Source organism: Pectobacterium carotovorum (assembly GCF_900129615.1).
Lineage (GTDB): Bacteria > Pseudomonadota > Gammaproteobacteria > Enterobacterales > Enterobacteriaceae > Pectobacterium > Pectobacterium carotovorum.
Window position 1 is genome coordinate 151,185 of sequence record NZ_FQWI01000009.1, and the last position, 14,030, is coordinate 165,214.

The 14,030-nt window shown below is 53.5% G+C and carries 15 protein-coding genes; 7 read left to right on the plus strand and 8 right to left on the minus strand.

Going from position 1 to position 14,030, the window contains the following annotated elements; all coding sequences use genetic code 11:
- Nucleotides 1-18 precede the first annotated feature (18 nt).
- From BUB06_RS17450 to ycjG, 3 genes are all read right to left on the minus strand, one after another.
- The gene (locus BUB06_RS17450) at nt 19-1,560 is read right to left on the minus strand and encodes a glutathione ABC transporter substrate-binding protein (protein ID WP_039474573.1); all 1,542 of its coding nucleotides are present in this window, start codon (nt 1,558-1,560) and stop codon (nt 19-21) included.
- Between the two features lie 88 nt (nt 1,561-1,648).
- The gene (locus BUB06_RS17455; RefSeq protein ID WP_039474696.1) at nt 1,649-3,520 is read right to left on the minus strand and encodes an ABC transporter ATP-binding protein; all 1,872 of its coding nucleotides are present in this window, start codon (nt 3,518-3,520) and stop codon (nt 1,649-1,651) included.
- Between the two features lie 44 nt (nt 3,521-3,564).
- Nucleotides 3,565-4,530 (minus strand): L-Ala-D/L-Glu epimerase, encoded by a 966-nt coding sequence (gene ycjG / locus BUB06_RS17460; protein ID WP_010300724.1) that lies wholly within the window; start codon nt 4,528-4,530, stop codon nt 3,565-3,567.
- Nucleotides 4,531-4,734: 204 nt separating this feature from the next.
- Here ycjG and rph point away from each other — a divergent pair, with 204 nt between their 5' ends.
- Nucleotides 4,735-5,451, plus strand: a complete 717-nt coding sequence (gene rph, locus BUB06_RS17465; RefSeq protein ID WP_039364080.1) for a ribonuclease PH — start codon at nt 4,735-4,737, stop codon at nt 5,449-5,451.
- A 57-nt stretch (nt 5,452-5,508) separates the two neighbouring features.
- Nucleotides 5,509-6,150, plus strand: a complete 642-nt coding sequence (gene pyrE / locus BUB06_RS17470) for an orotate phosphoribosyltransferase (protein ID WP_039474577.1) — start codon at nt 5,509-5,511, stop codon at nt 6,148-6,150.
- Between the two features lie 63 nt (nt 6,151-6,213).
- Here pyrE and slmA read toward each other — a convergent pair whose 3' ends face one another.
- The 3 genes from slmA to coaBC all read right to left on the minus strand — a co-directional run bounded on the left by slmA (nt 6,214) and on the right by coaBC (nt 8,652).
- Nucleotides 6,214-6,810 (minus strand): nucleoid occlusion factor SlmA, encoded by a 597-nt coding sequence (gene slmA / locus BUB06_RS17475; RefSeq protein ID WP_005967978.1) that lies wholly within the window; start codon nt 6,808-6,810, stop codon nt 6,214-6,216.
- A gap of 128 nt (nt 6,811-6,938) precedes the next feature.
- Nucleotides 6,939-7,397 carry a dUTP diphosphatase gene (gene dut, locus BUB06_RS17480; RefSeq protein ID WP_010285710.1) on the minus strand — a complete coding sequence of 153 codons (459 nt, stop codon included), beginning with the start codon at nt 7,395-7,397 and terminating at the stop codon, nt 6,939-6,941.
- Nucleotides 7,375-8,652: a bifunctional phosphopantothenoylcysteine decarboxylase/phosphopantothenate--cysteine ligase CoaBC gene (gene coaBC / locus BUB06_RS17485; protein ID WP_010300739.1), complete on the minus strand. Its 1,278-nt coding sequence runs from the start codon at nt 8,650-8,652 to the stop codon at nt 7,375-7,377. Before coaBC ends, dut begins: the two co-directional genes overlap by 23 nt.
- A 153-nt stretch (nt 8,653-8,805) precedes the next feature.
- On the opposite strand from coaBC, the gene radC reads away from it, so the two are divergent.
- From radC to BUB06_RS17510, 5 genes are all read left to right on the plus strand, one after another.
- On the plus strand, nt 8,806-9,471 hold the full coding sequence (radC, locus tag BUB06_RS17490; RefSeq protein ID WP_039474579.1) for a RadC family protein: 666 nt from the start codon (nt 8,806-8,808) through the stop codon (nt 9,469-9,471).
- 237 nt (nt 9,472-9,708) lie between these two features.
- Nucleotides 9,709-9,945: a 50S ribosomal protein L28 gene (gene rpmB, locus BUB06_RS17495; RefSeq protein WP_005967968.1), complete on the plus strand. Its 237-nt coding sequence runs from the start codon at nt 9,709-9,711 to the stop codon at nt 9,943-9,945.
- 11 nt (nt 9,946-9,956) lie between these two features.
- Entirely contained in the window at nt 9,957-10,124 is a 168-nt protein-coding gene (rpmG, locus tag BUB06_RS17500; protein WP_002208990.1) for a 50S ribosomal protein L33, read from the plus strand.
- Between the two features lie 233 nt (nt 10,125-10,357).
- Nucleotides 10,358-11,167, plus strand: a complete 810-nt coding sequence (gene mutM / locus BUB06_RS17505; protein ID WP_039474581.1) for a bifunctional DNA-formamidopyrimidine glycosylase/DNA-(apurinic or apyrimidinic site) lyase — start codon at nt 10,358-10,360, stop codon at nt 11,165-11,167.
- Between the two features lie 57 nt (nt 11,168-11,224).
- Nucleotides 11,225-12,214, plus strand: coding sequence for a glycosyltransferase (locus BUB06_RS17510; RefSeq protein WP_039474583.1), 990 nt, complete (start codon nt 11,225-11,227; stop codon nt 12,212-12,214).
- Nucleotides 12,215-12,219: 5 nt separating this feature from the next.
- Here BUB06_RS17510 and coaD read toward each other — a convergent pair whose 3' ends face one another.
- Together coaD and waaA are read right to left on the minus strand one after the other, a co-directional pair.
- The gene (gene coaD, locus BUB06_RS17515; RefSeq protein WP_039474584.1) at nt 12,220-12,708 is read right to left on the minus strand and encodes a pantetheine-phosphate adenylyltransferase; all 489 of its coding nucleotides are present in this window, start codon (nt 12,706-12,708) and stop codon (nt 12,220-12,222) included.
- A gap of 38 nt (nt 12,709-12,746) precedes the next feature.
- Nucleotides 12,747-14,024, minus strand: a complete 1,278-nt coding sequence (gene waaA, locus BUB06_RS17520) for a lipid IV(A) 3-deoxy-D-manno-octulosonic acid transferase (RefSeq protein ID WP_014913749.1) — start codon at nt 14,022-14,024, stop codon at nt 12,747-12,749.
- Nucleotides 14,025-14,030: the final 6 nt, after the last annotated feature.

A 14,030-nucleotide genomic window follows, 5' to 3' on the forward strand; every position in this document is an offset into this window, starting at 1 on the left:
GGCGTTCTCCCTGACCGATTACTTAAATTCAGCCTGATCGAAGATCAGCGAGCCATCCGCCAGCATGTACACGCCGTCGAGGTTCTTGGTTTTGCCGACAACGTTGTCCGGCGAGCCCAGGAAGACCACAGGCGCATCCTGCCAAATCTGACGTTGTGCATCAGCGTAAGCCGCGGCACGTTTGTCTGCATCGGCAGTTGCCAACCCAGCGGTAATCGCTTTATCCGTTACCGGATTGCTGTAGTAGGAAACGTTATACGCAACCGGAACCCAGGATTCTGTCGCGAACAGCGGACGCAGTGCCCAGTCAGCATCACCAGTAGACGGAGACCAGCCGTTGTAGAACAGGTCAAATTCGGCGTCTTTCGGATCTTTTACGCCAAACAGCTTGGCGTTACGCATCCCTGAATCCATCGGGGTGACGGTGACCTTGATGCCGACCTGCTCTAACTGCTGTTTGAAGAACTGTGCGCTACGGATGTAGTCGGTGCGGTTCGTCGTCCACAGTTTTAGGCTCAGGCCGTTGGCGTAGCCTGCTTCTTTCAGCAGCGCCTTGGCTTTTTCCGGGTTATAGGTGTAGTTCGGTGAGCTTTGGCGTGCGAAGAACTGCACGTCTGGTGCCATCGCAGAAGAGGCAGGAACACCCATGCCAGCAAAGCCGACTTTCAGCCAGATGTCGCGGTTGATGGCGTAGTTAAGCGCCTGACGTACGCGGATATCGTTAAGCGGCGGACGCAGGTTGTTCATCGCCAGCCAGAATTGATAAATACTCGGGTCGCGCTGAATCGCCAGCTTGCTGTCGTTTTGTACGGTGCCGATCAGGTCGGAAGGCAGCGGATACACTGCATCAACCTGGCCGGATTTCAGTGACGCCACGCGGGTGGAATCTTCCGGCGTCGGGTAGAAGGTCACGCTGTCGACTTTCGGCCAGCCTTTCTGCCAGTAGTTGTCGAATTTCACCAGCTTCACGTCTTTACCCTGCTGCCATTCGGTGAATTTGAATGGGCCAGTACCGACTGGGTTCACGCGCAGCTGTGCTTCGTCTGGGTATTTCTTCAGCGCTTCCGGGCTGTGCATAACGGCAGACGGGTGCGCCAGCGTGTTGACAAAGGCACCGAAGGATTTGTTCAGCTCGATTTTAACCTGCGTGGGCGACAGAACCGTGACGGTTTGTACCATGTTAAACAGGCTGTTGCGCTTTAAGCCTTTGCTCTGGTCGGCCAGACGGTCGAGGTTAGCTTTAACGGCGTCGGCGTTGAAGGGGGCGCCATCCTGGAAGGTGATGCCTTCGCGCAGCGTAACGACGAACTCGGTGGCGGTGTCATTACTGGTGTAGCCCGTCGCCAGACGCGGCACCAGCTTCATTTTGTTATCGAACTGGAACAGACGCTCGAAGATGCCGCTCTGAATGGAGTAGCTCAGCGTATCCGAGGTGTCGTGCGGGTCGAGCCCGGTGATATCGGCATAGATGGAAATACGAAGGTCTTGCGCCTGGGCAACAGCCGCCAGACACAGTGAGAGCCCGAGGGCAACGGCAGAGCGACGAACGAATGGCTTCATGGTTTCTCTCCTGGTCAGTATTGAACGTGTGTTGTTTTTTATAAATACGTTGTGTTTTATGGCTATTTTCTTGTCATGACGTCGTGTTTCAGGCTGCCGATTCGTTGTCGGCGACCCAGTGCTGCGGTGCGACCTCTCGGTAGCGCGTTTTGGCGACGGCCTCGCCTGCTTTACGCAAGGGTGAGGGGATTTCGCTGTCGTCAAACTGGCGTGCGCCGCGACGGGTTGGATCGGCAATCGGAACCGAGGCCAACAGGCGGCGGGTATACGGGTGCTGCGGGTCGTTAAACACCGACTGGCGCGGGCCGATTTCCACAATCTGACCGAGGTACATCACCGCGACGCGGTTGGCGATGCGCTCGACAACGGCCATATCGTGCGAGATGAAAATCCACGACACGCCGGTTTTTTTCTGGAGATCCATCATCAGGTTGACGACCTGCGCCTGAATCGACACATCGAGCGCCGAAACGGCTTCGTCAGCAATGATGACCTGCGGCTGTAGCGCCATCGCGCGGGCAATCGCGATACGCTGACGCTGTCCGCCGGAAAACTCATGCGGATAACGACGCGCGTGCTCAGGCAGCAGGCCGACGCTTTTTAACAGCGCCTGCACCTGTGGTGTCGCTTCTTCCAGCGATTTCACTAGCCCGTGCAGCAACAGCGGTTCCGCAATGGTGAAGCCGACCGTCAGGCGCGGGTTGAGCGAAGCATACGGGTCTTGAAACACCATCTGCATTTCCCGACGCAACGGCTGGAAATCACGCTCTTTCATCTGGGAAATTTCGTTACCCTGAAAATGAATGCTTTCGGCTTGGCTCTGTACCAGACGCAGCAGGGCGCGTCCGGTGGTGGACTTGCCGCAGCCGCTTTCCCCGACGATAGCCAGCGTTTCGCCCGGCCAGACGTTGAAATCGATCTGTTCTACCGCGTGAACGTGGTGGGTGATAGTGGATAAAATCCCACTACGCATGGGGTAATACACGCTCAGTCCGCGAATATCCAACAGCGGCTCAGCGTCATAGCGGGCGGTGACCTGCTCACTATTTTCTGGATCGGCAGCCTGTCCCAGTAAAGGAAAGCGCTTCGGCCAGAGGCTATCGCGCATGTCGCCCAGCTTCGGTACAGCGGCCAGCAGCGACTGGGTATAAGGGTGTTGTGGTGCGGCAAAAATCTGTTCGACGGTGCCTTGCTCCACGATCTCGCCGCGATACATCACGACCACGCGATCGGCGATTTCCGCCACCACGCCCATGTCGTGCGTGATAAACAGCACCGACATGTCACTCTGCTGTTGCAGGTCGCGCAGGATTTGCAGAATGCGTGCCTGCACGGTGACGTCCAGCGCGGTGGTCGGTTCATCGGCAATCAACAGCTGCGGATCGCAGGCCAGCGCCTGTGCAATCATCACACGCTGACGCATCCCGCCGGACAGCGAGTGCGGGTAGCTTTTCATCACGCGATCAACGTCTGCGATGCGCACCTTGTGCAGCAGCTCACGGGCTTTTTTGTCCGCGCTGGCGGCATCGCAGATTTTGTGGTCAAGCAGGGCTTCGGTGAGCTGATCGCCGACTTTCAGCACCGGGTTAAGCGAGGTCATCGGCTCCTGGAAAATCATCGCGAGATCGCAGCCGCGCAGCTTACGACGCGCTTCTGCTTTCATGCTCAGCAGGTCATGCTGTTTGCCGTCGCGTGCGGTGAAACGGAGTGCGCCGCGTTCGATGTTGGCAGAATCCGCCAGCAGCCCCATCACGGCGAGTGACGTCACGGACTTGCCTGAACCACTTTCGCCGACCACGGCGACCACTTCCCCTTTATTCACGGTAAAGGAAATGCCTTTTAGCGCCTGATGCGTGCCGGAACGGCCGCTAAAGCTGACGCTCAGGTCATCGATTTCCAGTACAGGTCTGGGGGCGTTACCGGGTGCTGTGGCGGCACCCGCGTGCATGATATCCGTCATGGTCACTCCGGTTGATGGTTTCATGGTTGCTTCGGTTGATTGCGTCATAGCCAAATTCGGCCGAGGTTATAGGTCAGATAAGGCGAACTGTCGGCGGCTAGCCAAATAGGGCCATCGAGATCGACGTGCTCGGCATCTGCGGCGACGGGCAGAGCGGCTTCCATCGCCATTGACGAGCCCAGCGTGCAGCCGACCATAATGCGCAGGCCGTGAAAGTGGGCTTCGCGCACCATCGCCAGCGCTTCGGTCAGCCCGCCACACTTGTCCAGCTTGATGTTGATCATGTCGTAACGACGACGCAGCCCGACGATGTCACCGCTGTGGCGGCAGCTTTCGTCCGCGCAGATCGGAATCGGGTGAGAAAACCGCTGTAAATCCTCGTCTTTACCGACAGGAAGCGGTTGCTCAATCATGGCGACCTGATAAGGCAGCAGGGCCGTGGACAGGCTATGTAAATCGAGTCCGCTCCAGCTTGCTCTTGCGTCGATAATCAATCTGGCGTTAGGCGCGGCGGCACGAATGGCGGCGACCTTCTCCAGAATCAGCTCGCGATCCAGTTTGATTTTCAGCAGCAGGGCGCCGTGGGAAACAGCATTGGATGCGGCGGCGGCCATTTTCTCCACGCTGTCGAGCGCCAACGTTTGCGCACAGACCACGGACGTGGGGGGATGAATGCCGATACGCTGCCACAGCGTCTGTTTTTCCAATGCGGTGTTGAGCCGCCACAGGGCGCAATCCAGTGCATTTCTGGCCGCACCCGGCGATAAGTCTTTCTGGAGCTGTTCGATGGTCAGGCCGTGTTCTATTGCCTCACGGACCGCAGAGAGCTGGCGACATACACTGTCGGCGGACTCGCCATAATGGGCGACTGGCGTACATTCGCCTTGTCCAATAAATCCTTTTTCTTCCAACGCGACGCGGATAACGGTAACCGCGCGACGCGTCCCGTTATCAACCGCCATAGGACGGGCTAGGGGCAGATTGACCGTTTCAATTTGCATATGCCGCATCATGATTTTTTCTCATCAACGCTCAAGGGATAAACGGACTATTTCATGATGCATCATCACTGACGAATACTTGTTCATCAGTAGGGTATAACCTCAGGTTATACCCTAAGTTCAAGGTATGGCTTTCTGATGCCGCTTTCCCGCAACGCGAAGGATTTCGTGTATAATACGCGCCAGTTTTCATTGACCCACCGGAGATGAGCCATGCGCCCAACAGGCCGAAGTGCACAGCAAGTACGTCCCCTCAAATTGACCCGTCATTACACAAAACACGCCGAAGGTTCTGTTTTAGTCGAATTTGGCGATACCAAAGTGTTATGCAATGCCACGGTAGAAGAGGGTGTTCCGCGCTTTCTGAAAGGTCAGGGGCAAGGATGGGTCACCGCCGAATACGGGATGCTGCCGCGTGCGACGCACAGCCGTAACGCGCGTGAAGCCGCCAAAGGCAAGCAGGGCGGGCGGACGCTGGAGATTCAGCGCCTGATTGCACGTTCCCTGCGTGCGGCTATCGATCTGAAAGTGCTCGGCGAATACACCATTACGCTCGACTGCGATGTCTTGCAGGCGGACGGCGGCACGCGTACGGCGTCCATCACCGGTGCCTGCGTAGCGCTGGCCGATGCACTGAACCAGATGGTTGCCAAGGGTAAGCTGAAAAAGAACCCGATGAAAGGCATGGTCGCGGCAGTTTCCGTCGGCATCGTGAACGGCGAAGCGCTGTGCGATCTGGAATACGTGGAAGATTCTGCCGCGGAAACTGACATGAATGTGGTCATGACCGAAGACGGCCGCATGATTGAAGTGCAAGGGACGGCCGAAGGCGAGCCGTTCAGCCATGAAGAATTACTCACCCTGCTGGCGCTAGCCCGAGGGGGAATTGATACCATCGTTCAGGCGCAGAAAGCGGCCTTAATCGATTGATTTTATAAGCGACCAATTGGTCGCTTTTTTTATATCTGAAGACGAGGAGATGCAGTAATGAAAGCCTACCAGCGCCAGTTTATTGAGTTTGCACTCAGCAAGCAGGTATTGAAGTTCGGCGAGTTCACCCTGAAATCCGGGCGTATCAGTCCCTATTTCTTCAACGCCGGGCTGTTTAATACCGGGCGCGATCTGGCCTTACTGGGGCGTTTTTATGCGGAAGCCTTGGTTGATTCCGGCGTAGCGTTTGATTTGCTGTTCGGACCGGCTTACAAAGGCATTCCTATAGCTACCACCGCTGCGGTGGCGCTGGCAGAACACCACGATCGCGACCTGCCGTACTGCTTCAACCGCAAAGAAGCTAAAGATCACGGTGAAGGCGGCAGCCTGGTCGGTAGCCCGTTACAGGGCCGCGTGATGCTGGTGGATGACGTGATTACTGCGGGTACGGCGATTCGCGAATCGATGGAGATCATCGGTGCGCACGGCGCGACACTGGCGGGTGTGATGATTGCGCTGGATCGTCAGGAACGTGGCCGCGCCGATCTGTCCGCGATTCAGGAAGTGGAACGCGACTACCAGTGCACGGTGATTTCGATTATTACGCTAACGGATTTGATTGCTTATCTGGCGGAAAAACCAGAGATGGCAGCGCATCTGGATGCGGTGAAAGCCTATCGTGAGCAGTACGGGATTTAACGTGTGAGTCAGAAACCCGCCAGAAGAGAATATCTGGCGGGTTTTAATCTCTAAGGGCGGCGTTTAGTTCAACTGTGCCGCTAACAGCGGCCAGCGGGTGTCGAATTCCTGCGTCGGACGATAGCGGAATTCAGAGCGAATGAAGCGCGACAGCATCCCTTCGCAAAACGCTAACAGCTGGCTAGCCAACAGCGTTTCATCATGCTGGAAACCTTTGCCATCGCGTAGCTTGTGCTCGCGCAACACCTGACGCAGCTGCGATTCAATACGCTCAAACAGCTGGTTAATACGCCCCTGCAAGCGATCCTGTTCAAACATCAGTGCGTGGCCGGTCATGATGCGGGTCAGACCCGGATTTCGTTCCGCAAACCCTAAAATAAGCAGCAAAATCAGACGAAGACGATTAAACGTTTCTTTTTCGTCTTGCAGAATCAGGTTAATGCGAGTGGTCAGGCTATCCTCAATAAATTCAATCAGGCTATCAAACATCCGCGTTTTACTGGGGAAATGCCGGTAGAGTGCCGCTTCGGACACGCCGACGTTCGCAGCCAGTTTTGCCGTGGTGATGCGTTGACTACCGTCGCTGGATTCCAGCATCTGTGCCAGCGCCTGCAAAATTTCCTCGCGGCGATTCCTTTTCGTATTTTCTTTTTCTGCCATGTCTGAAAAGACCCTTGCTAAATATTTGACTGACAAGCACCCGTTAGCGCCACAGTAGCCATTTCTTTTTGGATAGATAGGCGCTGTGGCTTATAGGAATTTTTTACACTATGGGTGGCTGGAGCGCGTTAGCTACGGCCGGAGTGGCCGAAGCCGCCTTCTCCACGTTCGCTGCCGACAAAATCTTCGACCAGATTGAATTCGGCCTGAACGACGGGCACAAAAACCATCTGTGCGATGCGCTCGCCCGGTTCAACCGTAAACGTTTGTTGACCACGGTTCCAGACGGAAACCATCAACTGTCCCTGATAGTCCGAATCAATCAGCCCCACCAGATTCCCCAGCACCACGCCGTGCTTATGGCCCAGCCCGGAGCGGGGCAGGATAACCGCCGCCAGCCCGGTATCGGCAATGTGAATCGCCAGCCCGGTTGGGATCAGGGTTGTTTCGCCTGCTTTGAGTTCAATTGCCTGATCCAGACAGGCACGCAGATCGAGCCCAGCAGAACCCGGAGTGGCATAGGTTGGTAACGGAAATTGCTGTCCAACGCGTGGGTCAACAATCTTAACGTCGATTTTTTTCATCATAACGGCTGATAATCTCGTCGATTAATTTTTGGCCAAGCAGACGCTTGTCGCACTGCGGCAACGGCGTGTCACCACCTTGCCAAAAAAGGTGTAACGCATTGGTTTCACTGTTAAAACCATGCCCGGAAAGAGAGACGTTGTTCGCGCAAATCAGATCCAGCTTTTTACGCGCCAATTTTTGTCGGGCGTATTCTTCCACATTCTGGGTTTCGGCAGCAAACCCGACAACATAAGGACGATTTTTCGTCATGGCTGCGACACCGGCGATAATATCTGGATTTTTGACCAGAGTGAGAGTCATTTCATCGCCCTGCTGATTCTGTTTTTTAATCTTCTCATCAGCGATGTGTTTGGCGCGGTAGTCGGCAACCGCCGCACAGCCGATCACGATGTGCTGCTGAGCCGCATGTTCCATCACCGCGTGTTCCATCTCCAACGCGCTGCCGACGTCAATGCGTGTGACACCCTGCGGGGTGGCGAGCGAAACCGGGCCGCTTACCAGTGTGACGTTAGCACCACGGGCAGCAGCGGCCTGTGCGATAGCAAAGCCCATTTTCCCGGAGCTGTGGTTGGTGATAAAGCGAACGGGGTCCAGCGCTTCTCTCGTCGGCCCGGCAGTGACCAGAATGTTCAGATGTTGCAGATCGTTGATGGCAGAAAAATGACGCTGCGCCAGCCCGACAATCTCCATTGGGTCGATCATGCGACCCGGCCCAACGTCGCCACACGCCTGACTGCCGCTATCCGGCCCCCAGATCGGTAAACCGCGTGCGGCCAGCGTGCGCAGGTTGTCCTGTGTGGGCTCTGCGCGATACATCTGCTGATTCATCGCAGGGACAACGGCGATAGGGGCGGATGTCGCCAGACAGATTGTAGTCAGCAGGTCATTCGCCATGCCAGCAGCGACTCGTGCGATCAGATCGGCAGTCGCTGGCGCGAGAATGACTAAATCAGCCCATTTCCCCAACTCGATGTGACCCATTGAGGCTTCCGCCGCAGGGTCAAGCAGGTCGTCTGATACTGGGTAGCCGGAGACGGCTTGCAGCGTCAGCGGAGTGATAAAAGCTTTAGCGGCAGAGGTCATGACAACTCGTACGTCAGCTCCGCCATCGCGCAGGCGTCGCACCAGTTCCGGGCACTTATACGCGGCAATGCCGCCGCTGATACCCAGCACGATTCGTTTGCCGGAGAGTGCATTCAGGCTGGAAAATTCCGTCATCATCATGGTCCGATTGAAAGTCAGAAGATGCGCCATTTTACCATAACCTTGCGGGCAGATAGGAATCTTAAGGTCGTTGTCTTGGTTTCCCTAAGAAGATTGCGAAGCGCTTCGCAGCCTTTTATCACCGGTGTCGTCCTGTTTTTACGGGCGTGACATGATGCCGCCGAGCGGTATAGGGAGAAGGTGATGGGCTGGGAAAAGGGATTGGCACCGCGTGAAAAACTGGTGCGTTTAGGGGCTGAATCACTGACAGATGTTGAATTGCTGGCGATTTTTTTGCGCACAGGGTTGCCGGGCGTGCATGTGATGCAGCTGGCAGAGGATTTACTGGCGCATTTTGGCTCGCTCTATCAACTGATGGCGGCCGATCAGTCAGCGTTTCATCACGCCAGAGGCGTGGGGATATCAAAATATACGCAGCTCAAGGCGATCGCCGAGCTGTCGCGGCGGCTATTTTTCTCTCGCCTGGCGAAAGAGGACGCTATGCTGAACCCGGAAGCGACCGGTCAATATTTGCAGCTGCTGTTGTCCCGGCGTGAGCGTGAAGTTTTTTTAGTTCTATTTTTGGACAATCAGCACCACGTTATTCGCCATCAGGAGATGTTTGTTGGTACGATTAACAGCGTGGAAGTACACCCGCGTGAAATTGTGCGTGAAGCGCTAAAGGCAAATGCTGCCGCGCTGATTCTGGCGCATAATCATCCGTCGGGAAAAGCGGAGCCGAGTCAGGCTGACCGTGCGATAACCGAACAGATTGTCAAAGCCTGTCTGTTAATGGAGATCCGCGTGCTCGATCATTTAGTCATTGGGCATGGCGAATACGTTTCTTTTGCTGAGCGCGGCTGGATTTAACAGATATTTCCGCGATCCAATGGGATCTTTAGCTGTTCGGGACTTGAGCACTTACGCTTCAGAGCGTATACTACGCCACCTTTGAGAATCTTGGGTGTGGCGTTAAGAGCCTATCTCAGCAGGTTTATCCTGATGACAGAGTCTTTTCAGTGAAGTTGCTGAGATGGGCTCTAAAGCCTGACGAGGCGGCCAAACCCTATACGAAGCTCGAGCTGATTTGATTTTTGGAGAATAGACATGTCCCGAGTCTGCCAAGTTACTGGCAAGCGTCCGGTGGCCGGGAACAACCGTTCCCACGCACTGAATGCGACCAAACGCCGTTTTCTGCCGAACCTGCATTCACACCGTTTTTGGGTTGAAGGCGAGAAGCGCTTTGTAACACTGCGTGTATCTGCTAAAGGTATGCGTGTTATTGATAAGAAGGGTATTGAGACGGTTCTGGCCGATCTGCGTGCCCGTGGTGAAAAGTATTAAGGAACTGAATCATGGCTAAGGGTGTTCGCGAGAAGATCAAGCTGGTTTCTTCTGCTGGTACTGGTCACTTCTATACCACTACGAAGAACAAGCGTACTAAGCCGGAAAAATTGGAACTGAAGAAATTCGATCCAGTTGTCCGTCAGCACGTACTCTACAAAGAAGCTAAAATTAAGTAATTTCTGCTTCTTGATGAAAACCCGGCCTTGGTCGGGTTTTTTTTCGTCACATGCCAGCCAGCATGTCGGTTTGATTTAACGGTTTTGTGTTAAATACTGTGGGTAAAATACGCCAGCAGTGACCCTGTTTCTCATCGTATCCCCTGTCTTGCGTGATGTCACAGAGGGTATCCTGTTGTTTATGAAAACGTTGTTTATGCTAACGTAGCCACCTTTATTATCAGGAGACGCACATGCCTGAATTACCTGAGGTTGAAACCAGTCGTCGGGGAATTTCACCGTATCTTGTCGATCACACCATCCTTTATGCTGAAGTGAGGAACTCGCGCCTGCGCTGGCCGGTATCGGCTGAGATTCTCTCGCTGAGCGATGAACCCGTTCTCAGCGTGCGTCGGCGGGCAAAATATCTGCTGATTGAGCTGACTCGCGGCTGGATTATTGTGCATCTCGGCATGTCTGGCAGCCTGCGGGTGTTGCCGGAATATAGCGAGCCGGAGAAACACGATCATGTTGATTTGGTGATGGATAGCGGTAAGGTGCTGCGTTATACCGATCCTCGGCGCTTTGGTGCCTGGCTGTGGACGGATAATCTGGAAACCAGCTCGGTATTGGCGCATCTCGGGCCAGAACCGTTAGAGGCGGAATTCTCTGCAGATTATCTTTATCAGGCTTCGCGCGGTAAAAAGACGGCCATTAAACAGTGGATTATGGATAACAAAGTCGTCGTCGGCGTAGGCAATATCTACGCGAGCGAATCGCTGTTTGCTGCGGGTATCCATCCTGACAGAACGGCTGGATCGTTAAATGAAAACGATGCAGCCATATTGGTGAGCGTGATTAAACAGGTGCTACAGCTTTCGATTGAGCAGGGGGGCACGACGCTGCGTGACTTTTTGCAATCAGATGGCAAACCCGGTTATTTCGCGCAGGAGCTGCGAGTCTATGGCCGCAACGGTGAACCTTGTCGGACATGCGGAACGCCGATAGAAATCGCGAAGCATGGGCAGCGCAGCACATTTTTCTGTCGCCGCTGCCAGAAGTAATCCTATTTTTCTTTTTCAGTTTTTATAGCCTAAATATAAAAATTTTCAGAGGGCATTATGAGTCGTGTGGATATTAGCGTCATTGTTCCGATATATAACTGCGAAGAGTACATCGATCCTCTTTTTTCGTCATTGCTTGCTCAGGATAATGTCTCTTTTGAAATTATTGCGGTCAATGATGGTTCCACCGATAGCAGCCTTGTGAAATTGAATGAGATAGGAAAATCGGCTACGAATTTGATTATCGTAAGTCAGGAAAATAAAGGGTTATCTGAAGCAAGAAATACAGGGATTCGGCACGCGGATGGAAAGTGGATTGCATTTGTTGATGGTGATGACTGGTTGGAAAAAGATACGCTATCGACATGGCTTGGAAAAGTTGAGGAACAACGCCTCGATCTCTTGATAGGTAATGGTTTCCAGTTTAATGAAAACCCAGGACAAGAAATAAAAGAACCTATTCAGACTAAACAACCATGGGGTGAGGTAATCAGCGGCGATGAATGGATTATTCGTAGTGTAAAACATAACGAATGGCGCCACTTTGCCTGGTTGCAGCTCATACGTCGCGATATTATCTCAGTGAACAATTTAAGCTTTATTCCAAATATGATGCATGAAGATATTCTATGGACGGCGAATTTAGCGCTGGTAGCCAAGCGAGTCGGTTTTTGTGAAAAGATGAGTTATGGTTACCGCGTTGGTAATACGCATTCGATCACAAAGTCATCATCAGTTGAGAAAATAGCACGCAGAGCAAACAGCTATATTGATATCATGCAGGGCCTGATTTCTCTCGCGGCTCGGAACAAAGATAAAGTTACTTTAAATAAAGCGTTAACTCGTCATGCCAATCGAGAGAGTCGTCATTTCTTTGGGCTTTTGCGTAAAAAAATATCGTCGCCTGCTATCCGGCAACAGCTAGCTGAAAAATTTATCTCTACGGGTATTGGTGGAAATTTATTCAAGGGAATGGCGTCATTTAATGATTTTTGGTATGCCGTGCGTTTTTATTTTACGGTTTACCAATATTCAAAGAAAAAATAATTCCTCTACATCTTCTTTGATAGTTTGTCCAGTAAGGCACTAACGATGGCATCGGGTAAGAAATGTGATACGTCACCACCGTGGCGAGCCACTTCTTTGACCAGAGAGGATGAAATAAAAGACCACTCTTCCGATGGCATAAGGAAAACGCTTTCGAGCCTAGGCATCAAGTGGTGGTTCATCTTTGCGAGCTGGAGTTCATATTCGAAATCGGCAACAGCTCGCAAACCACGCACAAGAATATTGGCTTTTTGCTGTTGTGCGAAGTGCACCATAAGATCGCTGAAACCGACTACTTCGACGTTCGATAAATGCTGTGTCGCACCTTTTGCCAGCCCCACGCGTTCATCCAGAGTGAAGAGCGTATGCTTGCTCGGGCTGGCAGCGATGGCCAGCACCACATGGTCGAACAGTCGTGATGCACGCGTCAGCAGATCCAAATGACCATTGGTTAATGGATCGAACGTTCCAGGATAAATCGCTTTGGTTGTCATCACGTCAGCCCTTCATTCATTATCTCGGTAGCGCTGTTTTACTGTGTCCGCTGGGGTAAATAAGGTTCCAGTAGCGTAAGCAGCATCTGTAGTGCACCTTGGTTTTGATGTAACACTTCCACGGCATGTCGACCATAGTAAAGACGATAGTCTTCGTCAGCGAGCAGTTTCCCGACTTCTTTTCCAAGTGAGTCTGCATCGGTCACGGTGATCAGTCCGTCGGCCTGATCGAGTTTGTTGCAGATGTCTTTGAAATTGAACGTGTGTGGCCCCATCAATACCGGGATAGCATGCGCTGCCGCTTCTAGCGGATTATGTCCGCCTCGTTCAACCAAGCTTCCACCGACAAAAGCCAGATCGGCGATGCCGTATAACAGCATCAGCTCGCCCATGGTGTCCCCAATGACGACCTGCGTGTTTGCAGGAGGCTGTTCGCCACTGCTGCGCAGCGTGTAGGTGAATCCCAGATTCTCTGTCAGCGCCTGCGTGGTGGAGAAACGTTCTGGGTGGCGAGGCACAAGAATGAGTAGTAAGTCAGGGTAGGTGGCAAGCAGCTGTCGGTGAGCGGCCAGAACGATCGCTTCTTCACCTTCGTGCGTACTGGTGGCTATCCATACCGGGCGGTGTGGCGCCCATTGTCGACGTAATGTAATGGCTCGTGCCGCCAGTTCCGGCGTCACGGAGATATCAAACTTGAGGCTGCCGGTCACTTTCAGGCTGGAGCGCTTCAGGCCAAGATCGATAAATCGATTCCCGTCTTCCTGATTCTGCGCAGCGACGAGGGTAATGCGCCGCAAGATATGGCGCATGAGCTTCCCGATCTTTTTATAACCCGCAGCAGAGCGTTCTGACAGTCGGGCATTCGCAATAACCAACGGAATGTCGCGTTTATGCAGCTCCGCGATCAGATTTGGCCACAGCTCGGTTTCCATAATAATGACGATTTTCGGACGAACCTGGTCAAAAAAGCGCTTCAGGGCACAGGGTAAATCATAAGGCAGGTAAACGTGATAGACCGTGTCGCCAAACGCTGAACGCACGCGCTCGGAACCGGTTGGCGTCATGGTTGTTACCGTGATCGGCAGATTGGGATAACGATGGCGCAGCGCTCTCACTAAGGGAATGGCGGCCAGCGTTTCACCCACCGACACCGAATGCAGCATGATGCCATCTGGCTTGACCTTCTCTGCACAAAAACCGTAGCGTTCACCCCAGCGCCGACGATAGGCAGGCGCTTTGCGGCCACGAAGCCACAGGCGAAGCCAAATCAACGGTTGGATGAGGTACAGGATAATGGTGTAGAGAGTTTGTAGCATAAGGTT